The organism is Allobosea sp. OK403 (genome assembly GCF_900113835.1).
In the GTDB taxonomy this organism is placed as follows: domain Bacteria; phylum Pseudomonadota; class Alphaproteobacteria; order Rhizobiales; family Beijerinckiaceae; genus Allobosea.
Genome location: NZ_FOQV01000001.1, coordinates 1,267,068 through 1,291,196, shown reverse-complemented (window position 1 = coordinate 1,291,196; position 24,129 = coordinate 1,267,068). Strand labels below are relative to the sequence as shown.

At 65.0% G+C, this 24,129-nt stretch carries 26 protein-coding genes; 10 read left to right on the top strand and 16 right to left on the bottom strand.

The features are described from left to right. Positions 1-187: 187 nt before the first annotated feature. The 6 genes from dps (at position 188) to BMZ97_RS05675 (ending at position 8,177) form a co-directional block, all read left to right on the top strand. Positions 188-670 (top strand): DNA starvation/stationary phase protection protein Dps, encoded by a 483-nt coding sequence (gene dps / locus BMZ97_RS05700; RefSeq protein ID WP_092166355.1) that lies wholly within the window; start codon positions 188-190, stop codon positions 668-670. A gap of 185 nt (positions 671-855) precedes the next feature. Further along, entirely contained in the window at positions 856-3,675 is a 2,820-nt protein-coding gene (locus BMZ97_RS05695) for a valine--tRNA ligase (protein ID WP_092166353.1), read from the top strand. A 309-nt stretch (positions 3,676-3,984) separates the two neighbouring features. Continuing rightward, positions 3,985-4,566 (top strand): YqaA family protein, encoded by a 582-nt coding sequence (locus tag BMZ97_RS05690; protein ID WP_092166344.1) that lies wholly within the window; start codon positions 3,985-3,987, stop codon positions 4,564-4,566. A gap of 408 nt (positions 4,567-4,974) precedes the next feature. Beyond that, on the top strand, positions 4,975-6,705 hold the full coding sequence (ilvD, locus tag BMZ97_RS05685) for a dihydroxy-acid dehydratase (RefSeq protein ID WP_069691866.1): 1,731 nt from the start codon (positions 4,975-4,977) through the stop codon (positions 6,703-6,705). Then, positions 6,692-7,639 (top strand): tetratricopeptide repeat protein, encoded by a 948-nt coding sequence (locus tag BMZ97_RS05680; RefSeq protein WP_244546244.1) that lies wholly within the window; start codon positions 6,692-6,694, stop codon positions 7,637-7,639. Before ilvD ends, BMZ97_RS05680 begins: the two co-directional genes overlap by 14 nt. Positions 7,640-7,814: 175 nt before the next feature. Beyond that, positions 7,815-8,177 (top strand): hypothetical protein, encoded by a 363-nt coding sequence (locus BMZ97_RS05675; RefSeq protein WP_092166336.1) that lies wholly within the window; start codon positions 7,815-7,817, stop codon positions 8,175-8,177. 268 nt (positions 8,178-8,445) lie between these two features. Here the strand turns inward: BMZ97_RS05675 and xth are convergent, their stop codons facing one another. Then, positions 8,446-9,225, bottom strand: coding sequence for an exodeoxyribonuclease III (xth, locus tag BMZ97_RS05670; RefSeq protein WP_092166334.1), 780 nt, complete (start codon positions 9,223-9,225; stop codon positions 8,446-8,448). A 177-nt stretch (positions 9,226-9,402) separates the two neighbouring features. After that, entirely contained in the window at positions 9,403-9,861 is a 459-nt protein-coding gene (locus BMZ97_RS05665) for a BA14K family protein (RefSeq protein WP_092166332.1), read from the bottom strand. 254 nt (positions 9,862-10,115) lie between these two features. Here BMZ97_RS05665 and BMZ97_RS05660 point away from each other — a divergent pair, with 254 nt between their 5' ends. Beyond that, a complete protein-coding gene (locus BMZ97_RS05660; protein ID WP_092166330.1) occupies positions 10,116-10,679 on the top strand; it encodes a TIGR00645 family protein in 564 nt (187 codons plus the stop codon). Between the two features lie 4 nt (positions 10,680-10,683). Here BMZ97_RS05660 and BMZ97_RS05655 read toward each other — a convergent pair whose 3' ends face one another. The 4 genes from BMZ97_RS05655 to BMZ97_RS05640 all read right to left on the bottom strand — a co-directional run bounded on the left by BMZ97_RS05655 (position 10,684) and on the right by BMZ97_RS05640 (position 14,534). Then, positions 10,684-11,307 (bottom strand): HAD-IA family hydrolase, encoded by a 624-nt coding sequence (locus BMZ97_RS05655; RefSeq protein ID WP_092166321.1) that lies wholly within the window; start codon positions 11,305-11,307, stop codon positions 10,684-10,686. Positions 11,308-11,313: 6 nt separating this feature from the next. Then, positions 11,314-12,825 carry a helicase HerA domain-containing protein gene (locus tag BMZ97_RS05650; protein WP_092166320.1) on the bottom strand — a complete coding sequence of 504 codons (1,512 nt, stop codon included), beginning with the start codon at positions 12,823-12,825 and terminating at the stop codon, positions 11,314-11,316. 115 nt (positions 12,826-12,940) lie between these two features. Continuing rightward, entirely contained in the window at positions 12,941-13,198 is a 258-nt protein-coding gene (locus BMZ97_RS05645; RefSeq protein WP_244546269.1) for a YARHG domain-containing protein, read from the bottom strand. A gap of 37 nt (positions 13,199-13,235) precedes the next feature. After that, positions 13,236-14,534 carry a GGDEF domain-containing protein gene (locus BMZ97_RS05640; RefSeq protein ID WP_092166319.1) on the bottom strand — a complete coding sequence of 433 codons (1,299 nt, stop codon included), beginning with the start codon at positions 14,532-14,534 and terminating at the stop codon, positions 13,236-13,238. A 204-nt stretch (positions 14,535-14,738) separates the two neighbouring features. Here BMZ97_RS05640 and BMZ97_RS05635 point away from each other — a divergent pair, with 204 nt between their 5' ends. Then, positions 14,739-15,380 carry a ceramidase domain-containing protein gene (locus tag BMZ97_RS05635; protein ID WP_244546243.1) on the top strand — a complete coding sequence of 214 codons (642 nt, stop codon included), beginning with the start codon at positions 14,739-14,741 and terminating at the stop codon, positions 15,378-15,380. An 84-nt stretch (positions 15,381-15,464) separates the two neighbouring features. Here BMZ97_RS05635 and BMZ97_RS05630 read toward each other — a convergent pair whose 3' ends face one another. From BMZ97_RS05630 to BMZ97_RS05610, 6 genes are all read right to left on the bottom strand, one after another. After that, positions 15,465-15,767, bottom strand: coding sequence for a hypothetical protein (locus BMZ97_RS05630; RefSeq protein ID WP_092166317.1), 303 nt, complete (start codon positions 15,765-15,767; stop codon positions 15,465-15,467). A 193-nt stretch (positions 15,768-15,960) separates the two neighbouring features. After that, positions 15,961-16,818, bottom strand: coding sequence for a sigma-70 family RNA polymerase sigma factor (locus BMZ97_RS05625; protein ID WP_092166316.1), 858 nt, complete (start codon positions 16,816-16,818; stop codon positions 15,961-15,963). Further along, a complete protein-coding gene (locus BMZ97_RS30625; protein WP_139221157.1) occupies positions 16,815-17,081 on the bottom strand; it encodes a hypothetical protein in 267 nt (88 codons plus the stop codon). Before BMZ97_RS30625 ends, BMZ97_RS05625 begins: the two co-directional genes overlap by 4 nt. 104 nt (positions 17,082-17,185) lie before the next feature. Further along, positions 17,186-17,500 (bottom strand): EthD family reductase, encoded by a 315-nt coding sequence (locus tag BMZ97_RS05620; RefSeq protein WP_092166661.1) that lies wholly within the window; start codon positions 17,498-17,500, stop codon positions 17,186-17,188. 47 nt (positions 17,501-17,547) lie between these two features. Continuing rightward, a complete protein-coding gene (locus BMZ97_RS05615) occupies positions 17,548-17,859 on the bottom strand; it encodes a putative quinol monooxygenase (RefSeq protein WP_092166315.1) in 312 nt (103 codons plus the stop codon). Between the two features lie 210 nt (positions 17,860-18,069). Further along, positions 18,070-19,146, bottom strand: coding sequence for an OmpA family protein (locus BMZ97_RS05610; RefSeq protein ID WP_244546242.1), 1,077 nt, complete (start codon positions 19,144-19,146; stop codon positions 18,070-18,072). Positions 19,147-19,401: 255 nt separating this feature from the next. On the opposite strand from BMZ97_RS05610, the gene BMZ97_RS05605 reads away from it, so the two are divergent. Together BMZ97_RS05605 and BMZ97_RS05600 are read left to right on the top strand one after the other, a co-directional pair. Continuing rightward, entirely contained in the window at positions 19,402-19,599 is a 198-nt protein-coding gene (locus BMZ97_RS05605) for a type II toxin-antitoxin system VapB family antitoxin (protein ID WP_092166314.1), read from the top strand. Then, positions 19,596-19,958, top strand: coding sequence for a type II toxin-antitoxin system VapC family toxin (locus BMZ97_RS05600; RefSeq protein WP_092166305.1), 363 nt, complete (start codon positions 19,596-19,598; stop codon positions 19,956-19,958). Before BMZ97_RS05605 ends, BMZ97_RS05600 begins: the two co-directional genes overlap by 4 nt. Before the next feature lie 239 nt (positions 19,959-20,197). Here BMZ97_RS05600 and BMZ97_RS05595 read toward each other — a convergent pair whose 3' ends face one another. From BMZ97_RS05595 to BMZ97_RS05580, 4 genes are all read right to left on the bottom strand, one after another. After that, positions 20,198-21,169 (bottom strand): Gfo/Idh/MocA family protein, encoded by a 972-nt coding sequence (locus BMZ97_RS05595; RefSeq protein ID WP_092166303.1) that lies wholly within the window; start codon positions 21,167-21,169, stop codon positions 20,198-20,200. A 165-nt stretch (positions 21,170-21,334) separates the two neighbouring features. Next, positions 21,335-22,414, bottom strand: coding sequence for a LacI family DNA-binding transcriptional regulator (locus tag BMZ97_RS05590; protein WP_092166301.1), 1,080 nt, complete (start codon positions 22,412-22,414; stop codon positions 21,335-21,337). A 68-nt stretch (positions 22,415-22,482) separates the two neighbouring features. Next, positions 22,483-23,646, bottom strand: a complete 1,164-nt coding sequence (locus BMZ97_RS05585) for a dihydrodipicolinate synthase family protein (RefSeq protein ID WP_092166300.1) — start codon at positions 23,644-23,646, stop codon at positions 22,483-22,485. Continuing rightward, positions 23,643-24,125 (bottom strand): MaoC family dehydratase, encoded by a 483-nt coding sequence (locus BMZ97_RS05580; RefSeq protein WP_092166298.1) that lies wholly within the window; start codon positions 24,123-24,125, stop codon positions 23,643-23,645. Before BMZ97_RS05580 ends, BMZ97_RS05585 begins: the two co-directional genes overlap by 4 nt. Positions 24,126-24,129: the final 4 nt, after the last annotated feature.

Sequence of the window (24,129 nt, the reverse complement as noted above, 5' to 3'; positions counted from 1 at the left end):
CACGTTCTCAACGGGTGGACGCTGCAACAGTTCCTTCCGCCGCCTCTCGCGATGCCCTGCCGTCTCGATCCTGGGAACGAGAACCTGGGGAACGCGAAGCGCCCTCGCGCGTATCTCGAGCCAAGAGCCCGACCAGATCTTTTCCTCTGGCAGGCCTTCCGCAGATGACTCCGTCGAGGATATCGCCATGAAGAAGCCCGTCTCCAAGATCGACCTGACCTCGAACACCAAGGCCGAGGTGATCAGCCTGCTGAATGAGCGTCTCGCTGATGGAATCGACCTCGCGCTCGTCACCAAGCAGGCGCATTGGAACCTGAAAGGGCCGGGTTTCATCGGCATCCACTTGATGCTCGACGGCTTCCGCAAGGATCTCGACGAACATGTCGATACGGTCGCCGAGCGCATCGCCCAGCTCGGCGGCATTGCATTGGGCACCACGCAGACGACCGCCTCGGCCACCACGCTGAAAGCCTATCCGACCGATATCGTCGCGGTCGGCGATCATCTCGCCGCGCTAATCGAACGCTATGCCGCGACCGCCAATCTGGTGCGCGCAGCGATCGACAAGACCGATGAGGCAGGCGACGCCGGCACCGCCGATCTGCTGACCGCCTATTCGCGCATGCTCGACAAGGCTTTATGGTTCCTGCAATCCAATGCTGCGGCCTGATGCGGCGTCGTGATCGCTCGAAGACGTTGACGCGCGAGCCTAGTTTGACGCGCAGGCCTTGCTTGACGCGCAGGCCTTGCTTGACGCGTATGCCTTGCTTGGGCTCTTAAGTCCGTCGACCTTTTTGGCCTTTGATTTTCACGGCCGGGGCGTGCTCCCCGGCCTTTTTGCGTTCGAGCGAAGCGATGATGGACAAGACATTCGAGCCGGCGACAGTCGAGGCGCGCGTCAGCGCGGCATGGGAGAAGGCCGACGCCTTCAAGGCCGGGCGCGGGGCTGTACCCGGTGCCGAGCCCTATTGCATCGTGATCCCCCCGCCCAACGTCACCGGCTCCTTGCATATGGGCCATGCGCTCAACAATACGCTGCAGGATGCGCTCTGCCGTTTCGAGCGCATGCGCGGCAAGGACGTGCTCTGGCAGCCGGGCACCGACCATGCCGGCATCGCCACGCAAATGGTGGTCGAGCGTAAGCTGTCAGCCGAGCGCAACATCTCCCGCCGCGACATGACACGCGAAGACTTCCTGAACGAGGTCTGGGCCTGGAAGGCCGAATCCGGTGGCACGATCGTCAACCAGCTGAAGCGCCTGGGCGCCTCTTGCGACTGGTCGCGCGAGCGCTTCACCATGGATGAGGGCCTGAGCCAGGCCGTGCTCAAGGTCTTCGTCGCCTTGCACAAGCAGGGGCTGATCTATCGCGCCAAGCGCCTGGTGAACTGGGACCCGAAGTTCCAGACCGCGATCTCCGATCTCGAGGTCGTTCAGGTCGAGAAATCCGGCTCGTTCAAATGGGAGCGGGGCGGGGAGGAGGCCTTCGATTCCGCGAAGCTTGAGAAGGTGCTGAACCGCGATCCCGGCGGGCATCTCTACTATTTCAACTACCCGCTCGAAGGTGTGGCTTACGATGCCGACGACGCCTCGACCTTCATCACGGTGGCGACGACGCGGCCCGAGACCATGCTGGGCGATACCGGCGTCGCAGTTCATCCCGAGAACGAAAAGCTCGGCCATCTGATTGGCCGGAATGTGGTGCTGCCGCTGGTTGGGCGCATCATCCCGATCTTCGGCGACGACTACGCCGATCCGGAGAAGGGCACGGGCGCGGTCAAGATCACTCCGGCGCATGATTTCAACGATTTCGAGGTCGGCAAGCGCCACAAGCTCGACGTCGTCAACATCCTCGATGGCGAGGCCAGGATCCTGCTCGCCGACAATGCCGATTTCCTTGCGGGTTCGGCGCCCGAGAGCGAGACGCTGGCGCTGCACGGCCTCGACCGCTTCGCCGCGCGCAAGCGCGTCGTCGCGCTGATGGCCGAGCGCGGCTTCCTCTCCAAGATCGAGCCGCATGGCCACACCGTGCCGCATGGCGACCGCTCGGATGTCGTGATCGAGCCCTGGCTGACCGACCAGTGGTATGTCGACGTCAGGCCGCTGGCGCAGCGCTCGCTGAAGGCGGTCCGCGACGGGCGCACCAAGTTCACGCCGGAAAGCTGGACCAAGGTCTATTACGACTGGCTGGAGAACATCGAGCCCTGGTGCGTCTCGCGCCAGCTCTGGTGGGGCCACCAGATCCCGGTCTGGTACGGGCCTGACGGCGAAGTGTTCGTGGCGGAATCGGAGGTCGAGGCGCAAGCGCTGGCGCTCGGCCATTACGGCGGCACGGTCGAACTCACCCGCGACGAGGACGTGCTCGACACCTGGTTCTCCTCGGCGCTATGGCCGTTCTCGACCCTGGGCTGGCCCGAGGACACCGCCGAGCTCAAGCGCTATTACCCGACCGCGACGCTCGTCACCGCCTTCGACATCATCTTCTTCTGGGTCGCCCGGATGATGATGATGGGCCTCAACTTCATGGATGAGGTGCCGTTCAAGGACGTCTACATCCACGCCATCGTTCGCGACGAGAAGGGCGCGAAGATGTCGAAGTCGAAGGGCAACGTCATCGACCCGCTGACGATCGTCGATCAGTACGGGGCTGATGCCTTGCGCTTCACCTTGGCCGCGATGGCGGCGCAGGGGCGCGACATCAAGCTCTCGACCGCGCGCGTCGAGGGCTACCGCAACTTCGCGACGAAGATCTGGAACGCGGCGCGCTTCGCCGAATTGAACGGCTGCGCCCGGGCGGAGGGGTTCGACCCGGTCAAGGTGAAGCAGCCGCTCAACCGCTGGATCCTGAGCGAGGCGGCGCGTGCGGCCGAAGAGATCGCCGCCGGCATCCCGAGCTTCAAGTTCAACGAGGCGGCGGCCGCGGCCTATCGCTTCACCTGGGGCCAGTTCTGTGACTGGTATCTTGAGCTCGCCAAGCCCGTGCTGCAGGGCGAGGGTGTCGACCCTGCAGAGAAGGCCGAGACGCAGGCGACGGTCGCGCATGTCATCGACCTGATCTGCCAGTTGCTGCACCCCTTCATGCCCTTCCTCACCGAGGAGCTCTGGGCGCAGAAGGCGGGCGAGGGCGCTCCGCGCAAACTCGCCTCGGGCGATGATGCGCTGGTGTGTCTCACGCATTGGCCCGATCTCGCGGCGCTGCGCAATGCTGCGGCCGAGGCTGAGATCGGCTTCGTCGTCGACCTGATCTCGGACATCCGCTCGGTACGCTCTGAGGTCAATGTGCCAGCGGGCACGCAGGCGCCGCTCGTGCTGGTCAAGGCTTCGGCCGCGACGCGGGCGACGATCGAGAGCTGGCGGCCGATGATCGAGCGCTTGGCGCGTGTCTCCGAGATCGCCCTCGCGGAGACCGCCCCGGCGCAATCGGCGCAGATCATCGTGCGCGGCGAGGTTGCGGCGCTGCCGCTCGCCGGCATCATCGATCTCGATGTCGAGCGGGTGCGGCTGAGCAAGGAGATGGCCAAGCTCGACCAGGACATCGCGGTGGTCGACAAGAAGCTCGGCAATCCCGACTTCATGGCCCGCGCGCCCGAGGAGGTCGTCGAGGAGAATCGCGATCGCAAGACCGCAGCCGAAGCACGTAAGCTCAAGATCGCTGAGGCGCTGACGCGGTTGGCGTGAGGGGGAGAGACAACCGCGCCATCATCCCGGACAAGCGGCGAAGCCTTTCCAATCCGGGATCCATCGGAGGCCGCTGCGCCTTAGGATGGATTCCGGGTCTCCGCTTCGCTGCGCCCGGAATGACGGAGAGGTTGATGAGACAGGTTAGCCGTCGAGCGCGCCCCCACTCGGTCATGAAGCCGTCTTCGAATTGACGTTACCGTAAGACAACTCTGGCAATCTTCCGCCGACAGGCTTAGATGCGCGTCGGGCGCAAGCCCGCCATGCGCTCGATGCCGTCGTTAACCCAGGACCGGTTGCTCTTACGCCATGCTCAAACGAGCCTATGACTGGTGCGTTTCCTATGCGTCCCACCCCGCCGCCCCCTGGCTCCTCTTCGCGCTGACCTTCGTCGAAAGTTCCGTCAGCCCGCTGCCGCCGATCCCGCTCTTGCTGCCGATGTGCATCGCCAGGCCCGACCGCGCCTGGTTCTATGCCGGTCTCTGTTCGCTCGGCGCGGTACTGGGCGGCTATCTCGGCTACGCCATCGGTGCGCTGCTCTACGATTCGGTCGGTTCCTGGCTGATTGGCATCTACGGCTTGCAGGACAAGGCCGCCCAATTGATCTCGACCTCGCAGGACTACTGGTTCTGGGTGCTGGTCACCAAGGGGCTGACGCCGATCCCGTTCAAGATCGTCACCATCATGTCGGGCTTCCTGCATTTCGACATCTGGAAGTTCACCATCGGCATGGTGGTCTCGCGCGTCACCTTCTTCATGATGATCGCGCTGGCGCTGCGCTTCTATGGCGACGACATCCGCATCTTCATCGAGAAGCACCTGCCGCTGGTGGCGCTGTCGCTGCTCGTCATCGTGGTCGGCGGTTTCTTCGTCCTGCCGCTGGTGCTCTGAGGCGGGGTGCTGCCGCCAGAGGTTGCTACGAAAAAGCGGGTACCGGTTTTTCGCAAGAGCCATGCTCTCAACTTCTAGAAGCGATCGCGTCGCATGAATCGCGACAGCGCAAAAGGTTCCCGCCTTCGAGAGTTGGCCGTGAATTTGTGGCGTTGCTGCAACACTGCTCCCGCATCGCGTGGCGATGGCCAGGGGCCCGCCCAATTGCCGCGAAGCCGCCACAAAGCGCGCCCAGCAGAGGGCTCCGATAAGTCACTGAGATATAGAAGAATTAGAGTGTGAGTTTCACGGCCGGGAGAGGCTCTTGCCCTTACGGCCGGCAGGCAGGACAGCGTTGCGCCCGGCTCGGGCTGCGTGGCACATCTGCCACGCGCCTCAAGCGCAGGGTGGAACGAGGAAAAAAAGACCATGGACGTGCGTGTGTTCGATAAATCGAAACTCCCCAGCCGCCACGTCAGCGTCGGGCCGGCTCGTGCGCCGCATCGGTCCTATTACTACGCCATGGGCATGACCGCCCGGCAGATCGCCCAGCCTTTCGTCGGGGTCGCCTCCTGCTGGAACGAGGCCGCGCCCTGCAACATCTCGCTGATGCGCCAGGCTCAAGCCGTCAAGAAGGGCGTCGCCTCGGCCAACGGCACGCCGCGCGAGTTCTGCACCATCAGCGTCACCGATGGCATCGCCATGGGCCACCAGGGCATGAAGTCCTCGCTCGCCTCGCGCGAATGCATCGCCGATTCGGTCGAATTGACCATGCGCGGCCATTGCTATGACGCGCTCGTCGGACTGGCCGGTTGCGACAAGTCGCTGCCGGGCATGATGATGGCGATGGTGCGCCTTAACGTGCCCTCGATCTTCATTTATGGCGGCTCGATCATGCCCGGCGTCTTCAAGGGCAAGCCGGTCACGGTGCAGGACGTGTTCGAGGCTGTCGGCAAGCATTCCGTTGGTGCGATGTCCGACGAGGATCTGAAGGAGCTGGAGGAGGTCGCCTGTCCGTCCTCGGGCTCCTGCGGCGCGCAGTTCACCGCCAACACCATGGCGACCGTCGCCGAGGCGATCGGCCTGGCGCTGCCCTATTCCTGCGGCGCGCCGGCGCCCTACGACATGCGCGACAGCTTCTGCTACACCGCCGGCGAGATGGTGATGGAGCTGATCGCCCGCAACATCCGCCCGCGCGACATCGTCACCCGCAAGGCGCTGGAGAACGCCGCGACCGTCGTCGCGGCCTCGGGCGGCTCGACCAATGGCGCGCTCCACCTGCCGGCGATCGCGCATGAATGCGGCATCGATTTCGATCTCTTCGCCGTGGCCGAGATCTTCAAGAAGACGCCCTATATCGCCGATCTGAAGCCCGGCGGAAAATACGTCGCCAAGGACATGTTCGAGGTCGGCGGCATCCCGCTCCTGATGAAGACCTTGCTCGACCATGGCTATCTGCACGGCGACTGCATGACCGTGACCGGCCGCACCATCGCCGAGAACCTCGCCTCGGTGAAATGGAACGACGAGCAGGACGTCGTGCGCGCTGCGAACAAGCCGCTTTCGCCCAATGGCGGCGTCGTCGGCCTTCAAGGTAACCTCGCTCCCGAGGGCGCGATCGTGAAGATCGCGGGCATGACGACCGAGCAACTGACCTTCACCGGCCCGGCGCGCTGCTTCGACCGCGAGGAAGACGCCTTCGCCGCCGTCACCAACCGCGACTACAAGGTCGGCGACGTGCTGGTCATCCGCTATGAGGGCCCCAAGGGCGGCCCCGGCATGCGCGAGATGCTGGCGACTACGGCGGCGCTCTATGGCCAGGGCATGGGCGACAAGGTCGCGCTGATCACGGATGGCCGTTTCTCGGGCGCGACGCGCGGTTTCTGCGTCGGCCATGTCGGTCCGGAGGCTGCTGTCGGCGGCCCGATCGCACTCATCCGCGACGGCGATATCATCGAGCTCGACGCGGTCACAGGAAAGCTCGCTTGCCGCCTTTCTGATGCCGAACTTGAGTCGCGTCGTAAGGCTTGGACACCGCGCAAGACCGACTACGCATCGGGCGCGCTGTGGAAATACGCCCAGACGGTCGGCTCTGCGAAGGGTGGGGCCGTCACCCACCCGGGAGGGGCGGCCGAGACCCATTGCTATGCGGATATTTGACGCGACATTTGCAGCATTGTTCCTGATCCTGGGCGGCCAACAGGCCGCCTGGGCGCAGGACAGCGTGCCTATGCGCGGGCCGATTCCGCCGCGTCCGATCCCGGGCGTGATGCTGCCCGAGCCCGATCTTGCTCCGCCCGCACCGCCTGCTCCCAGCGTGCGGCCGATCGCCCCCGCACCGAGCGGCCCGGCCGCGCATACGGCCCTGCCGATCGCCCCCTTCAGCAACGCCCGCGATGCGATCCGGGCCTGGATGCGCGACTCGACCGCTGGCGACCAGGTCGGTGCCGTGCGTGCGCTCGAATATGCCGCCTCCCAGGGCCATCTCACGGCGCAGTTCAAGCTCGGCCGGATGTATGCCGGCGGCGACGGCGTGCCTGCCAATGATCTCAAGGCGTTCGAATATTTCTCGAAGATCGCGGATGAGAATGCCGACGCTACTCCCGGCACCGCCGATGGCCGCATTGTTAGCGGCGCCTTCGTCGCGCTCGGTGGCTATTTCGTCGATGGTATCAAGGGCAGCTATGTGAAGCCCAATGCCGACCGGGCTTTCGACATGTTCCACTACGCCGCCTCTTACTTCGGCGACCCGGAAGGCCAGTACAATCTCGCCCGGCTCTACATGAACGGGCAGGGCACCAATCGCGATGCGCGCCAGGCCGCGCGCTGGATGAAGCTCGCCGCCGAGAAGGGCCACGCCCCGGCCCGCGCCGTCTTCGGCGACATGCTGATCCGCGGCGGCGACGGCGTGCCGCGCGCGCCGGTGGTCGGGTTGATGTGGCTCTCGCTGGCGCGCGACAGTGCGGACGCGGTGCGCGAGGCCTGGATCATCGAGCGCTGCGAGGCTGCTTTCGCTGCCGCCTCGCCTGCGGATCGCAGCGCGGCGCTCGCCATGGTCGAGCGCCAGCAATTCGCCAGCCGCAGCCAGCAGTAGCGCTGAGCCAGCGGCTGCATCCATCATCACGATCCCGGCGTAGCTAGAGTCATTGAACGATCCAATTGGATCGTTCAATGACTCTAGCCCTTTGTTTTGACGCGTTTTCTTCACGCGAACCGGTGTCCACTTCGCTCGAAAACGCTCCAGAACAGACCCATCGGGAGCCTGCGCCATGCGTCATGCCGTGCCCTTCAGCCTCATCGCCATCATGTTCACGACTGCGGGGGCTGCCGCGCAGGATGATTTCGAGCGCTGGGCTCCGCTCAAGGATCCGTTCCCAAGCACGGGGGGCGGCGGCATCATGATCCACGACTACGACCCGGTCGTCGCAGACGGCAAATGCACCACGAACTTCCGGGCGATCGCGCCCAATGGCACGGTCTATCGCAATGCGATCACGTTCGAGGCGGTGGAGACGCAAGGCGGCGTGCTCTGCACCAACGGCAATTGGCGCTCGCTAGATGGCGGCGCCACCGGCACGACGCCGTTTCGGGTGTTCATCAAGGGCGGAGTGAAGCGGGGCTCGGCGGATTAGTCTTCAAGTCCGCCCCAGTCAGAACCAGGCGCGGGGAACCCTTCTCCCCTTGGGGGAGAAGGTGCCGAACGCAGTGAGGCGGATGAGGGAAGGATTGCGCAAGTCGCATTTAGAGCGGTTGAGGCGCTTCCCTCATCCGTCAGCGCTTCGCGCTGCCACCTTCTCCCGCATCAAAGTCGGCTGTTGCCGACTTTGACATTTTGGGTTGCCCATCTCGGGCAAGCCCGAGATGGGAGGGGAGAAGGGAAGAGGCGTCGAGCCTCGTCGCTCAGTTCAATTCCAGCATCACCGGCACATGGTCGGACGGCTTTTCCCAGCCGCGGACATGCTTGGCGATCGACACGCTCGCGAGCCGGTCCGCCGCCTGTGGCGAGAGCAGGAGATGGTCGATGCGGATGCCGTTGTTCCGCTGCCAGGCGCCGGCCTGATAATCCCAGAAGGTGTAGAGCCCCGGCGCATCCGTGGTCGCGCGCAGCGCCTCGGTCAGTCCCAGATTGAGCAGGCCGCGAAAGGCGGCTCGGGTCGGTGGCAGGAAGAGCGCGTCATTGACCCAGGCCGCGGGCTCGCGGGCGTCGCGCGGCTCGGGGATGACGTTGTAGTCGCCGGCGAAGACCAAGGCCTCCTCCTGCTCCAGCAGCATCCGGGCATGGTTGGTGAGGCGCCTCATCCAGTCGAGCTTGTAGGGGTATTTCTCGGTATTGGGCGGATTGCCGTTGGGCAGATAGATGGTGGCCAGGCGCACCACGCCACTGCCCATGGGCAGGACGCCTTCGAGATAGCGCGCCTGCTCGTCCGCCTCATCGCCAGGCAGGCCGCGCCGGACATCCTCGAGCTTGCTGCGGCTGAGGATGGCGACGCCGTTGAAGGTCTTCTGGCCATGGGTTTCGACCTGCCAGCCGGCCTCCTCGATCTCAGCGCGTGGGAAATCGGCGTCGACGCATTTGATCTCCTGCAGGCAGAGCGCGTCAGGCTGCGCCTCCTTCAGGAAGTCGAGCAGATGGCCCAGCCGCTGGCGGACCGAATTGACGTTCCAGGTGGCGATGCGCACGAACCGAACTCCGACTCAGAAGAGCGTGAGGATAAGCGGTAGGCGTGCCGCGCTGGCAAGCCCGTTCAGCTTGATGCCACATATGGCCTGACTGGTTCCAGACATGAAAAACCTCCGCGCATCGCTGCGCGAAGGCTGTCGTATTCGCCCGTCAGGCGATGTCAGGGGCAAGCGCTATCAGGGGCAGGAGCGGACGACGCCGCCCGTGCCGATATAGGTGCCGGTCTCGGGGTCGTAGCTGCGGAAGCGACGCGAGCAATAGGCGACCGCGTCGGGGCCCGGGCCGGCGTAAACTGGGGCGCCGTAAACCGGGCCGCCATAAATCGGAGCCGGCTCGGCATAGACCGGACCGGGCGCGAGCAGGGCGCCCGCAGCCAGCGCGCCGATGGCGCCCGCCGCAATGCCGGCACCGACGGCCGCGCCGCGTCCACCACGGTAATAACCACCGCGGTAGCCATAGCGTCCGCCACGATAACCGCCATAGCGGCGATACTGCACGGTCTCGACGAGGCCCTTGCCGCTATCGGCGAGCGTCAGGGCCGAGCTAGTCGTCGCGCTGAGCGGGGCGGCCGAAGCCGGAGCGGCGATGAGGGCGCCTCCGACGAGCGCGGCCGCGATGGTCAAGGTCTTGATCATGACAAAACTCCTTTCCTCTCCAACGCGAGAGGAACGTCATATGTTCCCCCGATTGTCGCTAAACTTAGTCATTGCCGTGTCGTCATGGAAGCGCCGATCGTAGGAAAGTCCGAAATTTCATCGTTTTGACTGCTCGCGGGAACTTTTGCCGTCGCCCAGCGAAGGCCGCTTGCACGGTCGATGCTCTTGCACCATCTAGCGACAGCACTCTTTTGCATTGCAACATCCGTTCGAGAAAGCCTGGAAACTCCTTCATGTCGCATTCTGGCGAACCCCCACGCATCCCCGTGGCTGTGAAGCTCTTGCCGACGATCATCTTCAGCTCGCGCTGGCTGCAACTGCCGCTCTATCTCGGTTTGATCGTGGCGCAGTGCGTCTACGTCTTCCTGTTCCTGAAGGAGCTCTGGCACCTCGTCACCCATGCGACCGAGTTCGGCGAACAGCAGATCATGCTGGTGGTGCTGGGCCTGATCGACGTGGTGATGATCTCGAACCTGCTGATCATGGTCATCGTCGGCGGCTACGAGACCTTCGTCTCGCGCCTGGGCCTGCAGGATCATCCCGACCAGCCGGAATGGCTGAGCCACGTCAATGCCAGCGTGCTCAAGATCAAGCTCGCGATGGCGATCATCGGCATCTCGTCGATCCACCTGCTGCGGACCTTCATAGAAGCCGGCAATATCGGCAGCGCGACCGCGACGAACTACACCGCGACCGGCGTCATCCTGCAGACCGCGATCCACACCGTCTTCATCCTGTCGGCGATCGGCATCGCCTGGGTCGACAGGATGACGATGCCCGCCGGCAAGGAGCACTGAAAGCCTAGCGCAGGCGGTCGGCTCCGATCAGCCGAGCCATCTCCCGGTCCAGCCGGCTGTCATGCGCCCAGTGGATCGCCTGCCAGCCGAGACGGCGCGCCGCCTCGACATTCTCGAGACTGTCGTCGAGCAGCAGCAGGGCCTGCCCCTTGAGACCGAGCCTGTCCTGTATGGCCAGGAAGAAGGCAGGCTCGGGTTTCCGGACCCCGATCGCCGCGGAATAGAAGAGATCGTCGACGTGCCGGGACAGCCCGAGCGAGCCGAGCAGATGCCGGGCGCGCATATGCTCCTGGTTCGTCGCGAGAGCGATGGTGAGGCCCGATGAGCGTAGCAGGTCGAGCGCCGCGAGCAGTTCGACGTCAAGCCGGGCGTCGTTGGCGAACCAGTAAGCCGTGAAGTTCTGATATGTCAGATGCGGCGCGATCTCGGCCAGCACGGGAGCGAGCTTTTCTTCCAGACCGGCGCGGCCGATGACGATGTCTGGCCAGTGCTTTGCGAAGAAGTGCCGATGCAGCAAATCCGGGTCGAGGCCCAGATCCCGCCTTAGCTCACTCGTCCAAGGGCGGCCATCGCTCGGCCTGCCTCGGACGAGGACGCCGTCGACATCGACGAGCAAGGCTCGGCGCATCGGCCTCTAGCTCCGCGCTCCGCGCGGCAGGCCCGCGGTGCGTGGTTGGGCGAGGCCCGGTGCGGTTTCCAGCCCGAGCGTCGGCAGGGCCAGTGTACGCTGGCCGCGAAAATCGACATGGCAAACGAGGAGCCCGCGCTCTTCGATATAGCCGATCAGGCGGCGCGCCCGGCTCGGCGAATGGCTGCCATAGACGGCGGCGAGCTCCGCATCGGTGGGGCAGGGCGTGCGTTCGATGCCGGCCCGCGCGATGAACAGGAACAGGCTCTGGAGATCGTCGGGCAGCGCGGCTGAGGCCTCGATCGCGGCCTGCCAGGGCTCGGAGGCCGTGACCTCTTCGCTCGCGCCGGCGCGCGCCACGGCGAGCCTGCGGCGGAACTCGTCGAGGCTCAGGCTCTGGCGGCCGAGCCGGCGCATGCGGCAGCGCACAGTGAAATCCTGGTAGAGCACGGCGATTTGGCGCGTGCGCGTCTCGGGATCGACCATCAATTCACGCAGGATCTCGGCCATGATCGCCTCGCGCTCTTCCGGCTCCATCGGAATGTCCGGCTCGGGCTCGGGGGCGGGCGAGGGCCGATAGGTCTCGATCTGGCGCAGCACGTCGTTGGCGGGCGGGCGCGGCCGTGGCGCCGAGCGCGGCGGCCAGTTGGTGATCGGAAGCTCGTCGGCACCGGCGGTGAAGATCAACTTGCCCGCCTCCTCGGGGCCCTGTTCCGGCAAGGGCATCAGGCCGGGCGCGCCGCCGCGATCCTGCGAGGTCGCCGGACCGATCCGCAATGGCAGCGGGCGCTTCGACAGTGCGGGGCCGAGCGCGACGAACTGGCCGCGTTCGAGATCGCGGAACATTTCGGCCTGCTTGCGGTCCATGCCGAGGAGGTCGGCGGCGCGGGCCATGTCGATGTCGAGGAAGGTGCGGCCCATCAGGAAGTTCGAGGCTTCCGCCGCAACGTTCTTGGCGAGTTTTGCGAGGCGCTGGGTGGCGATGACGCCGGCCAGCCCGCGCTTGCGGCCCCGGCACATCAGGTTGGTCATGGCGCCGAGCGAGAGCCGGCGCGCCTCGTCGGAGGCTTCGCCCGCCATCACCGGCGCGAAGAGCTGCGCCTCGTCGACGACGATCAACATCGGAAACCAGAGGCTGCGGTCGACATCGAACAGGCCGCCGAGGAAGGCCGCGACCGCGCGCAGCTGCTCGTCGGCCTCGAGGTTCTCCAGGTTCAACACCACCGAGACGCGATGCTGCCGGACCCTGAGCGCGACGCGCTGGAGCTCGGCCTCGCCGCATTGTGCATCGACCACGACATGGCCGAACTGGTCGGCGAGCGAGACGAAATCGCCCTCGGGATCGATTACCGCCTGCTGGACGAGCGGTGCGCTCTGCTCGAGCAGGCGGCGCAGCAGATGCGATTTGCCCGAACCGGAATTGCCCTGGACAAGCAGACGCGTCGCCAGCAATTCGGCGAGATCGAGCAAGGCGGGCTCGCCGCTCCGGGCGGTCCCCATGTCGATGGCCGTCGTCATGCCGTGGTTGCGCCGCCTTGATTATGCCTGTCGGACCGGTGCCTTTAGCACGGCGCAGCGCCAGGCTCGCTGCACCGCAGCGCGCCTTCCACAGCAAAGGTTGTTCATCGATCGCTCAGCGTGGGCAGCGCCGGGCGCGCTCCTCGCGGGCGATATCGGCGATGGTGCGGCGCTGGCTGCTGGAGAGCGGCACGTCCTCGACTGCGTCGTATTGGCAGCCGGCATTGCCGAAGGCGCTGATGCCGCGCGCGGTGCGGAAGCAATAGCCCTGCGCCTTGTAGATCTCGTTGCGGGCATACCAGAGGTCGTCGCAGGTCTCGGCGCGGGCGGGAGTGGAGGCGGCCATCAGGCTGAAGCCCAGCAGGCCCAGCATCGTCAGCATCTGGCGCGGCATCGCCCGCTCCCTCGTTTCATCTGCGCCGCTGAGTTTGCGGCCTGCGGCTGGCCAGGGCAACCACTGATCTCGGCCAATCCAGCCCGGCCCGGTTCCGGCCGCCGGTCTTGCTCTCGTACAAAACCGCGTCGGCCCGCCGGTAGAGACTCTCCAGCGTCTCGTGCCCGTCGAAGCAGGCCGCGCCGATGCTGACGGTGAGATGCGGCGCCGTCGCCGAGGCGTCATGGGGAATGGCAAGCGCGACGATGGCGGCGACGATGCTGTCGAGCAGGACCTGCGCCTGTTCCGGCCCGGTTCCGTAGAGCAGCAGGCCGAACTCCTCTCCGCCGAGCCGGGCGGCGAGGTCCATCGGCCGGCGCAGGCCAGTCTTGAGGCTGCGTGCGACCAGGCTGAGCGCAAGATCTCCGGTCTGATGGCCGTAGCGGTCGTTGAACTTCTTGAAGTGATCGACATCGAGGATGGCGAGCACCACGCCGGCGCCCTCGCGCTGCGCCTGCAGCAGGGCGGTCGCGGCGTGCTGCTCGAAGAAGCGGCGATTGCCGACGCCGGTCAGCGCGTCGAACATGGCGTAGTGATGCAGCAGGCGGCGTAGCAGGAACTGGTCGCGCTGAGCGTATTCGCGCAGATAGGCCCCGACGGCGCCGACGAAGACGGCGAAGAACACCAGGGTCGAGAGCCGGATATGCTCGCGCATATGGCTGGGATCGAGCATCACGCCGCCGAGCAGGGCGGTCGCGACGGCGATCAGCGTCGCAGCGCCGAGGCTTTGGCGGAAGGTCATTCCGACAGGCAAGAAGACCGCGATGATGATGACGAACTGCGCCATATCGGCATGGGCGAGGTCGCGCAGCTTCATGACATTGGCGCTGAAGGCGCTGGAGGTGCCGATCAGGGCCAGGGCCAGGAACGACAGCCAGTGATAGCCGCGCGGAGGACCTTTGTCCGCTGTAACGCCCCGGCTTGCCAGGCGCTGCACCAGCAGCAGCAGGAGCGCGAGCACGACCAGACGCAGGGTCACCGTCATCCAGACATCGTAATGCCGCTCCGCGAGCTCGCGCGTCAGATCCAGCCGCCAGAGATCGAGCGCCATGAAGGCGAGCCAGATGGCAAGCGCGGTTGCCGAGCAGATCAGCGCGCTGATGCGCTGATCCTGGCGCATATGCCGGCGATATTCGCGCTCCAAGGATGGCGAGAAGCGCAGCCACCCGAAGCCCTTCCTCCGCTGCTCGGCATAGAGGCCAGCCTGCGCCGCAGTCGGCGCAGCTGTTGCGGCGGCGTCGATGACCTGTCCCGGGGCGTGCATGGGCGCGACCATGCCGCCGACTATCTAAAACTCCGTTTGGGCATGCAGTGGATTTGTCGGCTTCGGTTTAAGGTTTCCTCATGATACTCGCCAAATCCGGCGCGATCGGACCCGTGCAGGGCGGCCGCGGCGAAGGCTTGCGGCCAACCCACCGCGGGGCGCGCAACACCAATGTCGTGGAGCACTGGCAAGAGGGGCGTTCGGGAGGATCGAACGGTGCTGAGCTACGGCTATTGCGAGCGGCTGAGCGGCGCGTTCTGGGCCGAGCCCTGGAATGCGCTGACGAACGGAGCCTTCCTGCTGGCGGCTGTCGCGGCTTTTCAGCTCTGGCGGCGCGGCGGCGGTTCGGACCGACCATCCCTGGCGCTCACCCTGCTGGTCTTCGCGATCGGCATCGGCTCCTTCCTCTACCACACCATGCCGCAGGGCTGGACGCTGGCTGCGGATGTCGTGCCGATCCAGCTCTTCGCCTTCTGCTATTTCGGCCTGGCGCTGACGCGCTTCTTCGGCTTGTCCTGGCGGACGACAGTGCTGGGCACGCTCGCCTTCTTCGCCTTCGCGCTGCTGCTCTCCGGCGGGGTCGGCTCCTTGCTGCCGCAGCCGGCGCGCGGCTCGGCCGGCTATGCCGCCTTCCTGCTGGCGCTCGCCGGCGTCACTGGGACCTTGCTGCGCCGGCCGGGCTGTCAGGATACGGCGCGGCAGGTCGGTTCGGCGGGGCTGGTCTTCGCGGTGTCGCTGGCTTTTCGCACGCTGGATGGAGCGCTTTGCGGCGGCTGGAGCATGGGCACGCACTGGCTCTGGCATCTGCTCAATGCGGGCGTGCTCTATCTGCTGCTGAGGGCGGCGATCCTGCGCTAAAGCACCGGCCCGAAAAGTGCGAACCGGTTTTCGGAACAAGCTGATGCTGTCGTGACGGGGCACCCCCGTGACGGGCAGCCATGCTCACTTATGCGTGGCCATTTCCAGGCAGGTCAGCACCTGGACATAGCTCGGCGGGCCGCCGAGCCCCGCGCCCTCGACGCAGGTGGCGCGCTGTACGGGCGGGTATTTCGCCCATTGCTGCTGCAGATCCGCCGCCGCCTTGCTCTCATCATCGCGACAGGCCTGATTGGGGCGACCGACGCCGGTGACGGGCTCGCCGGCATGGCGGCAGGCCTGTTCGATGTTGAAGCGAGGCGGGCTGTCGGCGACCGGCAGCACCATGCCAGAAGACAGCGATATTGCGACGAGACCGGCGATCACCATGGCATGAACCTCCGCAAAACCACGCCCCGCGCAGGAAACGCAAGGCGCGCCGGCGTCGTTCCATGCTCAGCGCGAAGGGCTGCTTTGCGGCCTGCGCAGTTACGGCGATGTCCGATCCAATTCGATTGGACATCGCCGTAGCAGATGAAACGCTGGTGGCCTCGTGGGGTGGCTAGAACTCGACTATAGCCTTTTAGCCTAACCGCACCCAATCTATGGCTTCGAGCGCATAGGGAGCGAACAGGAAATCTCGAATCTTGATGATTCCGCTTTCCGACCAGTCGATCAGGACAAAATGCGCAGGTCTTTCCATCGGGCCGGTGCTGTCGAAGACCAGCATGGCCGGCTGGCCTTCAACCGCGCCGAGGGCGAACCGCCATTTCGTCTCTTCCGCATAACGCGTGAAATAGAGGCCGATCTTGTCGCGCCCTTCCAGTTGGAGCCGGTTCACCAGGTCGAGCTTCACGTCATCAGCGAGCATGGCGCGGATTGCGTCGAAATCGCCGCTTCGAAACAGATCGACATAAGCGGTGATCTTCCGCCGATCCGAATCGGGCATCAGCGGCAGCCGGGTGTCTTCGGGCTCCTGCGCGAGTCGCTGCAGCGCAGCGCGCCCGCGCTGAAGCGCTGATTTGGCGGCTGTCGGAGAGCACTCGACGATCCTTGCGATCTCGTCGATCGAATGACCCAGAACATCCTTGAGGATCACCGCACAGCGCTGAAGTTCAGGCAGCCGCAGAAACGTCTGAAAGCTGATCGCGACGATATCCGCCTCGGGCATGGGTGCCGCTTCGAGGTTTTCGGTGAGCGGAACGACCGTGTTCCGCGACCTGTCGCGCAGGAAATCGAGGCTCGTGTTGTGGGCGATGCGAAACAGCCAGCCCTCAAGATTATCCACCTCGGTGCCCTGGGCTCGCGCGTGAAGGGCCTTGACCAGGGTATCTTGCAATACGTCCTCGCCATTGACTGCCGATCCTGTCATACGCGCGCAGTAGCGATGAAGGCGTGGCCGCAGCGCTTTCAGACGATCCTCGAATTCGTCCGTGTTCATGTAGCGAGACCTGCTTCCGCGCTCTGTTCTGTCAGGGACTGGATACAAATCTCGATGAGAATCTTCGACAGAATGGCCGGTTGTGACAGGAATGGCGAGTGGCTGCTTTCCAATCTGCGAGTGATTGTCTTGCCGCCCACGGTACCGTCAACCGTTGCAATCATGTGATCCTGACCAATCAACGGAACTGAGCGATCCTGTTCGCAGCGGCTGTATTGGCGCGGCACCGTGCCAAATCTTTCAGGCGCTTTGCTGGCTGACATAATTGAGTCTCTCTTCGTTTAATCATTTGCCGACTACAAGCGGTTGCTCGGCTTTCGCCGCCCTTTTGCTCCGTCGCCGGCCGGGACGAACGAGAAAGATGGGCTCAAATTTCCCTGTTCTCGAAGAGGAACATTTGAACACCCGAGTCATCGGGCGCAAAAAGTCTGCGATCCGCCCCGGCCACCTGTCCCTCCAGACTTGCGAACGCCTTTTCGATCGCAGCAAGGTCATCGAAATGCAGCGTTCCAATTCGATGCACGTCGGATTTTCCGACCGGCATTGCGATCGGGCCATCGCTGACCTCGTATTTCCTCAGTCCCGGAATCATCTTGGCGAGGGGCACATGGATTTCGAAGTAATGTCGGTCGAATGCCTCGACGTTCCTGGGTGTTCGGTAAATCACGACCATCTGAGCCATGGCGGCTTCTCCGTTGTTATCCGGGTGATGCAAACGTATCTGTGTGTTCAGCCGCGCCAGCATTCGCTCAACACCGCCGAGCCCACGATTGAGTCCAAGCTCGCGAGCTCAATGATCTTCGGGAAATAGGCTTGCATGCGCGGGTCGCTGCGCATGGCTTCGACGTCTACGGGTGTTTCCCACTCGGAGTAGATGACGACGCTGGCGCCGTCCTTCGCCGCGATCAGCCGGGTCGTCTTCCAGCCGTGGAGCGTGCGGATCACCGTGTCGGTGTTCTGCTTCAAGAGCGCGATCAGTGCATCCTGCTTCCCGGGTTTGACCCTCAGCAGATTGATCAAAATAACGGACTCGTCGGACATGGCGCGTCTCCTTCTGTTGCGGACACACCAAGGACGATCCGAAGGGTGAAAACGGATCGCGCCGTAGAAAATTTTTTGGAAAATCGTCTCGAGGACGTGTGCGTTGCCGAGTTTTGCAACGCCAATTGCAATGATCTAACGCCGCTAATCCTTTGATTTTACGCGATTTTACGCGAACCGGTGCCGCTTCGCTCGAAAACGCTCCGGGCCTCAGTTCAGCTTCACCAGCTCGACGCGGCGGTTCTGGCTGCGGCCCTCTTCGGCGTCGTTGCTGGCAACGGGAGCGACCATGCCGACGCCCGCTGCGCGGAAGCGCTTGGCGTCGAGCTTGTAGTCGGCGGCCAGCGCCTTGATCACGGCGTCGGCGCGGCGACGCGAGAGATCGACATTGTAGTCGTAGCCGCCTTGATTGTCGGTGTGGCCGACGACGATGACGGCGAGCTTCGCATCCGACTTCATCAGCGTCGCGATCTCCTGCAGGGTCGCGGCCGATTCCGGCTTGATCTCGGTCTTGTTGGTGTCGAACAGAATACCGTAGAGCGCGATCTTGCCGGTCGAGCCCAGGGAGCGCGCCATTTCCTGCGCCTTCACCTCGGTCATCTTCTTCTCGCGCGATCGAGGCTCGACGATATGGACCACAGCAACCGTACGGCCGGTCAGCGCCGCGCAGTAGGTGTTGTCGCCGAGTTGATAGGTCTGGACCGTGACATAGGCCTCGCCGCCGGGGCGCGGCAGCTTTGCCGCAAAGAAGCGCTGGTCGCTGATCGTGCCGGTGACGGCGCAGGCGCCGTTCGAGAAGCTGCCATCCTTGATGTCGGCCTCGTGGAAGAAATACATCATCAGGCTGGATTCGCCGCCGCCGCCGCTCGACGCGCGGGTGTGCGCGCCGCCGCAGCCCTCGGTCTTGCAGGCAAACAGTACCGAGCCGCCGGCCGCCTCGATCTCGTCCTGGTAGTTGCGCAGCACCTCCAATGGCGAGCGATTGGCGGGCGTGACATAGACCAGGCGGGTGAAGGCGCCTTCGACCTCCTGCTCTTGCTTGGGCGCGAACAGGACATTGTTCATCGTGTCGCGCTTGTCTGTCTGCTCCAGCTTGGAGAGCGGAACCTTGAAATCGGTGAAGGCCGAGCTCGCGCCGCTGACGATGAAGGAACCCTCATAGCGCTTCAGCATGGGGTTATCCTTCACGCCGGCGATGTCCTTGATCGGGATCGTCGCATCCGCATGGGCCGCGCTGGACAAGGCCATCAACGCCATCGCCACACCAGCCAGTCGAGCCCAGGCCATCGCCGCTTCTCCTGTTCGCATATTTGGGAGCGGGACCGTATCGACCTTTCCGGGGTGACTCAATGCCGGGTTCGCGTTGGGGAAGGTCGCTTTCCTTCTCCGCGAGAGGGGAAGGTTGCGCAGCCCGAAGCCCAGCAGGCGCGGGGAACCCTCTCTAATCCAAGTCGGATGTTTCCGACTTGGATGCCGTTTCGCTCCGGCATGGAAAGGCGCATCGATTGATGCTAATCTTGATGCCTGCAAGGAGAGCATCTGATGCGGACGACCGTGGCGCTGGACGACGAATTGCTCGCCAAGGCGCAAGCCTATACGGGCCTGCACGAGCGCAGCGCGCTGCTCCGCGAGGCGCTGACGGCGCTGATCGAGCGTGAAAGTGCTAAGCGGCTTGCGCGACTTGGCGGATCGGACGCGGCGGCTGAAGCCGCGCCGCGCCGGCGGCCCGACGCCGCGTGATCCTGGTCGATAGCTCCGTCTGGATCGATCATTTCCGCGGGGCCGATGCGAAGCTCGGCGCCTTGCTCGAGGCCGGCCAGGTTCTGGGCCACCCGTTCGTGACTGCCGAGATCGCACTCGGTACGCTGCGTCAACGTTCGCTCGTCATCGAGGCGTTGCAGGGCTTGCCGCAGGCGGCGGTCGCGACGCATGCCGAGCTTCTGCTGTTGATCGAGCGTGAGGGATTGGCCGGAATCGGTATCGGTCATGTCGATGCCCATCTCATCGCCTCGACGCGACTGATGGGGGATGCGCGATTATGGACGCGCGACAAGAGGCTGGAGGCAGTGGCGCAGCGGATGAAGCTGGCGATCGCTTAAAGCCTGTTGCTTCCGGACAGAACCACAGGTCATTCCGGGGCAGGCCGAAGGCCTGAGCCCGGAACCTAGAACCGATGCGTTTTGGTGCCGAAGCTCTGATGTCCAGCGCTTCCTTCCACCTTCATCGGTTCTGGGTTCCGGGCTCTTGGCTCCGCCAAACCCCGGAATGACGGCGTGGTTCAGCATTCAGGGAGCAAGGCGAGCGGCGTCGTTCGGCTCCCACTTCGCTCGAAAACGTCCTAGCTCGCGAGAATGCCCTCGACGATCTCCTGGACGTTCAGCGCCTCGGTCAGCGTCGCCAGGTGATGCGGCTGGCCCTGGGTCAGGCGCACGACGCCTTCGAGCTGGCGCTTCAGGGCGAGCGGGCGGGCCTGCTCGTTCGACATCGTGCCAGGAGCGCGCTGCCAATTGCCATCGGGCAGGCGGCGTTCGGCGATCGACCAGTCGCAGAGCCGGACCGCGCCCTTGTCGCCTTCCAGCATCCAGATGTTGTGATCGTCCTTCGGGGTCGTGCCGACGCTGCCCTTGAGCACGACCGGCACTTCGCCGGCGAAAAGCCGGGCCTCGATCGCGCGTTCCGCCTTGCCGGTTTCCGGGAAGCTCACGCTGGCCGAAAGCCCATGCAGCGGGCCAAGCAGCCGGCGGCTGAGGAACAGGAAATGCGACACGACCTCGCGGGTGAAGCCACCCTGCGCCGGCTTGTCGAGCCAGGCTGCGGCGTCGGCCTGCCAGGAGCGCGGCCAGGTCGCGAAGGCGACTTCGATCGTGATGCGCGAGACCGTGCCGATCTCGCCTTGCGCGACCCAGTCTTGCAGTGTTGCGACGGCGAGCGAGGAGGCAAAGGGGAAGTTGACCGCGCCGCGCTCGCCGGCGCTGGCGACGAAGGCGCGCGCATCCGTGACATCGACTGCAAGCGGCTTCTCCGCGAAGACGCTTTTGCCGGCGGCCAGCGCGGCGCGGGCATGGTCGAGATGCGAGGCGGGCGGCGAGGCGATGTAGACGCAGTCGCTGGCCGCGATGACCGCGGCGGCGTTGGCCAACTGGGGAACGGTGGGGAAGGCGGTGGCGATGCGTGCCATGGCGGCGGGCGCGGGGTCCCAGATGCCGCTGACCCGCAGGCTGTCGGGCGCCTGTTCGAGGATCGCGCGCAGCAAGCGCTCGCCCATGATTCCGGCGCCGATGATCCCGATCGAGAGTGTGGCCTGCGGCATGGCGGTCAAGATCTCAAGCTGTGAGGTGGGAAGGCGGGGTAGCAGGATTCGCGGAGCTTGGTCACTGTCCGGCGCGAGACTGCTGTTTGGGCTCGGAACCAGATCGGCATTCCAGGGCGGCCTGGAGGGGCGAAATGACGACATGGGTCCGAGCCAAAAGATACGCTAGACCAGCGCCTTCCTGCGCGGATGCAGAGCGGGCGGCACGCCGGTCGTGTCGCGGATCACGAGCTCGGTGGGCAGCAGGACGGTTTCGACCGGTGCGTCGAAAGCCTCGATCCGGCGCAGCAGCAACTGGGCGGCGGTCCGGCCCACGGTCCGCCGTGCGACCGCGACGGTGGTGAGTGCTGGGCGCCATAAGGTCGCCTCGGCGATGTCGTCGAAGCCGATGACGGAGAAATCGCGTCCCGGTGTCAATTCGCGCGAGCGCAGGCCGAGCATGGCGCCGAAAGCGACGACATCGTTGAAGCAGACGACCGCCGTCGGTGGCTCAGGCAGATCGAGCAGGGTCAGAACATGCGCCATGCCGGTGTCGCGCGTCGCCGGGCCGGAGAGCACGAGGCGCGGTTCGAGTGCGATCCCGGCATCGAACAGGGCTTGCCGGTAGCCCTCGAACCGTTCGCGGCCGGTCGAGATGTTCTCGTTGAGGCCGATCATGCCGATCCGGCGGTGGCCGAGCTCGATCAGGTGCCTTGTGGCCTCGATCATGCCGGCGCGGTGATTGGCCTGGACGAGATCGACGTCGGCTCCCGGAACCGAGCGCGAGACCATCACGCAAGGCAAACGCCAGGATCGGAGCAGGTCGACGAAGGCCGCATCCGTGCCCATGGCGGGTACGACAAGCAGGCCCGCCACATTGTATTCGCGCACAGCCGAGACAAAGGCGCTCTGGCGCGCGACGGATTCGGCGGTGTTCGACATCAAGACGATGCGGTTCTGCTCCGTCAGCGCGTCTTCCATCGCCGCAACGATCTCGGCGAAATAAGGGTTGATCAGATCATTGACCGCCATGGCGATCAGGCGGGACTCTGTCGAGCGCAGGCCCGCGGCGCCGCGGTTATAGACATAGCCGAGGTTTTTCGCCGCTTCGAGCACGCGCTCATGAGTGCGCTTGGGGATGGTCGGGCTGTTGCGCAGCACGAGCGAGACGGTGGCCTTCGAGACGCCGGTCGCGTTCGCGATATCCACCAGAGTGGGCCGCGGGTTCACTTGCGATTGCGTCTTGCGATGCTCGAAATCTGCCACGGATTCGTCTGTTTCTGCCTCTGGATGGATGATCTGATCGCGGTGGACCGACCCGTCAAGCCGCGGGCTCAGGCGATGCCGTGTAGGGCGAGGACATGCCGCATCCGCTGCGCTGCCCGGTCGGGGTCTAGGAACAGCCCCAGAGTCGCGGCGTGACGGAAGACGCGGGAGAGATGCAGCACCGAGCGGGCGCCCTGCTGGGCGCCGAGCATGGTGAAATGCTCCTGATGGCCGCCGAGATAGGCGAGCAGGACGACGCCGGTCTTGTAGTACTGCGTCGGCGCCTGGAACAATTCGCGCGACAGCGCCACGGTTGGGTCGAGGATGTCCCGGAAGGGCGCGGCGCCGCCTTGCGTCAAGGCCTTGAGGGCGGCCGACGCGATGGGTGCGATCGGATCGAAGATGCCGAGCAAGGCGTGGCTGAAGCCCTTGGCGTCGCCGGCGATCAGTTCGGGATAGTTGAAATCGTCGCCGGTATACATCGCGACGCCCTCGGGAAGGCGGCGGCGCATCGCGATCTCGAGCTCCTTGTCGAGGAGCGAGATCTTGATGCCGGCGATCCTGCCGGCATTGTCGGCGATCATGCCGAGGCAGGAATCCATTGCGGCATCGATATCATTGCCGCCCCAATAGCCGGCAAGCGCAGGATCGAACATCTCGCCGAGCCAGTGCAGGATCACCGGCTGGTCGGCCTCGGAGAGGACGCGGGCATAGACGCGGGCATAATCGGTGGGGGATCGCGCCGCCCGCGCCAGCGCTCTGCTCGCCATCAGGATGACACGCCCGCCGAGGCCCTGGACATAGGACAACTGCTCGAGATAGGCGGCGATGACGCTCTCGATCGTCGCGTCCTGCGGCGCGAGCTGCTCGGTGCCGACGCCTGAGAAGACCACCGCGCCGGGCCGCTGGCGGGCGCTGGCGAGGGTGTTGCGGATCAGGATTTTCGCGGAAGGCCAGTCGAGCCCCATGCCGCGCTGGGCGGTATCCATCGCCTCGGCGACGCCGAGGCCGAGATCCCAGAGATACTCGCGGAAGCGCTGGGTCGCGTCGAAATCGATCGCGATGTCGCGCATCGGCGCGATATCGGCCAGCGGATCGGCAACGACATGGGCGGCCGACAGGATGGCGCGCGCCAGCGTCTCGCCGGGACGGGCGGTATCCCAGCGGACGGGATCGGGCAAAGCGAAGTGTTCCAGCGAGCGGTCGCTGCGGGGCAGGGCGAGCGTGATCATGCGGGTGTCCGCTCCAGGACTTGAGGGCGCAGGCGGGTGAGGAGCATGGTTTCGCCCTCTTGGGCGATCTCGCCGCCGCGTTTCACCACTTCGAAAGCCAGCGTGACGATGCCTTGCCTCTTGCTGGACAGGCGCTTGCCGGCGACGCGGATTTGCGCGCCGATGCGGTCGCCTGCGAAGATCGGGCCCTTGAAGCGCCAGTTCCAGCCGAGCGAGGCGATGGCCATGATGCGCACCGAGGCCCGGTTCTTCAGCCCGTCCGTCAGCGCCAGGCCGAGCAGGCCGTGGGCGACCCGGGCCGGAAAGCCCTGCGAGCGGGCGAAGTCGTCATCCATGTGGATGTCGAAGAAATCGCCGGAGAGGCCGGCGAAGGAGACGATATGGGCTTCGGTCACGACCAGGAAGCCGGTCTGGTAGCGATCGCCCTCATCAAGGTCCTCGAACCAGTATTCGCCCGGGGGGAGCTCTCTGCCGCTCATGACC

Bases quoted from the DNA above. Each gene is read 5' to 3' on its own strand.
- BMZ97_RS05650 (WP_092166320.1), bottom strand. From the start codon at position 12,825: ATGACGACGGCCATCGACATGGGGACCGCCCGGAGCGGCGAGCCCGCC.
- BMZ97_RS05585 (WP_092166300.1), bottom strand. From the start codon at position 23,646: ATGATCACGCTCGCCCTGCCCCGCAGCGACCGCTCGCTGGAACACTTC.
- BMZ97_RS05680 (WP_244546244.1), top strand. From the start codon at position 6,692: ATGCGGATATTTGACGCGACATTTGCAGCATTGTTCCTGATCCTGGGC.
- BMZ97_RS05625 (WP_092166316.1), bottom strand. From the start codon at position 16,818: ATGAACACGGACGAATTCGAGGATCGTCTGAAAGCGCTGCGGCCACGC.
- BMZ97_RS05665 (WP_092166332.1), bottom strand. From the start codon at position 9,861: ATGATCAAGACCTTGACCATCGCGGCCGCGCTCGTCGGAGGCGCCCTC.
- BMZ97_RS05655 (WP_092166321.1), bottom strand. From the start codon at position 11,307: ATGCGCCGAGCCTTGCTCGTCGATGTCGACGGCGTCCTCGTCCGAGGC.
- ilvD (WP_069691866.1), top strand. From the start codon at position 4,975: ATGGACGTGCGTGTGTTCGATAAATCGAAACTCCCCAGCCGCCACGTC.
- BMZ97_RS05610 (WP_244546242.1), bottom strand. From the start codon at position 19,146: ATGGCCTGGGCTCGACTGGCTGGTGTGGCGATGGCGTTGATGGCCTTG.
- BMZ97_RS05615 (WP_092166315.1), bottom strand. From the start codon at position 17,859: ATGTCCGACGAGTCCGTTATTTTGATCAATCTGCTGAGGGTCAAACCC.
- BMZ97_RS05675 (WP_092166336.1), top strand. From the start codon at position 7,815: ATGCGTCATGCCGTGCCCTTCAGCCTCATCGCCATCATGTTCACGACT.
- BMZ97_RS05580 (WP_092166298.1), bottom strand. From the start codon at position 24,125: ATGAGCGGCAGAGAGCTCCCCCCGGGCGAATACTGGTTCGAGGACCTT.
- dps (WP_092166355.1), top strand. From the start codon at position 188: ATGAAGAAGCCCGTCTCCAAGATCGACCTGACCTCGAACACCAAGGCC.
- BMZ97_RS05605 (WP_092166314.1), top strand. From the start codon at position 19,402: ATGCGGACGACCGTGGCGCTGGACGACGAATTGCTCGCCAAGGCGCAA.
- BMZ97_RS05595 (WP_092166303.1), bottom strand. From the start codon at position 21,169: ATGCCGCAGGCCACACTCTCGATCGGGATCATCGGCGCCGGAATCATG.
- BMZ97_RS30625 (WP_139221157.1), bottom strand. From the start codon at position 17,081: ATGTCAGCCAGCAAAGCGCCTGAAAGATTTGGCACGGTGCCGCGCCAA.
- BMZ97_RS05660 (WP_092166330.1), top strand. From the start codon at position 10,116: ATGTCGCATTCTGGCGAACCCCCACGCATCCCCGTGGCTGTGAAGCTC.
- BMZ97_RS05695 (WP_092166353.1), top strand. From the start codon at position 856: ATGATGGACAAGACATTCGAGCCGGCGACAGTCGAGGCGCGCGTCAGC.
- BMZ97_RS05620 (WP_092166661.1), bottom strand. From the start codon at position 17,500: ATGGCTCAGATGGTCGTGATTTACCGAACACCCAGGAACGTCGAGGCA.
- BMZ97_RS05640 (WP_092166319.1), bottom strand. From the start codon at position 14,534: ATGGTCGCGCCCATGCACGCCCCGGGACAGGTCATCGACGCCGCCGCA.
- BMZ97_RS05630 (WP_092166317.1), bottom strand. From the start codon at position 15,767: ATGGTGATCGCCGGTCTCGTCGCAATATCGCTGTCTTCTGGCATGGTG.
- BMZ97_RS05645 (WP_244546269.1), bottom strand. From the start codon at position 13,198: ATGCTGGGCCTGCTGGGCTTCAGCCTGATGGCCGCCTCCACTCCCGCC.
- BMZ97_RS05690 (WP_092166344.1), top strand. From the start codon at position 3,985: ATGCTCAAACGAGCCTATGACTGGTGCGTTTCCTATGCGTCCCACCCC.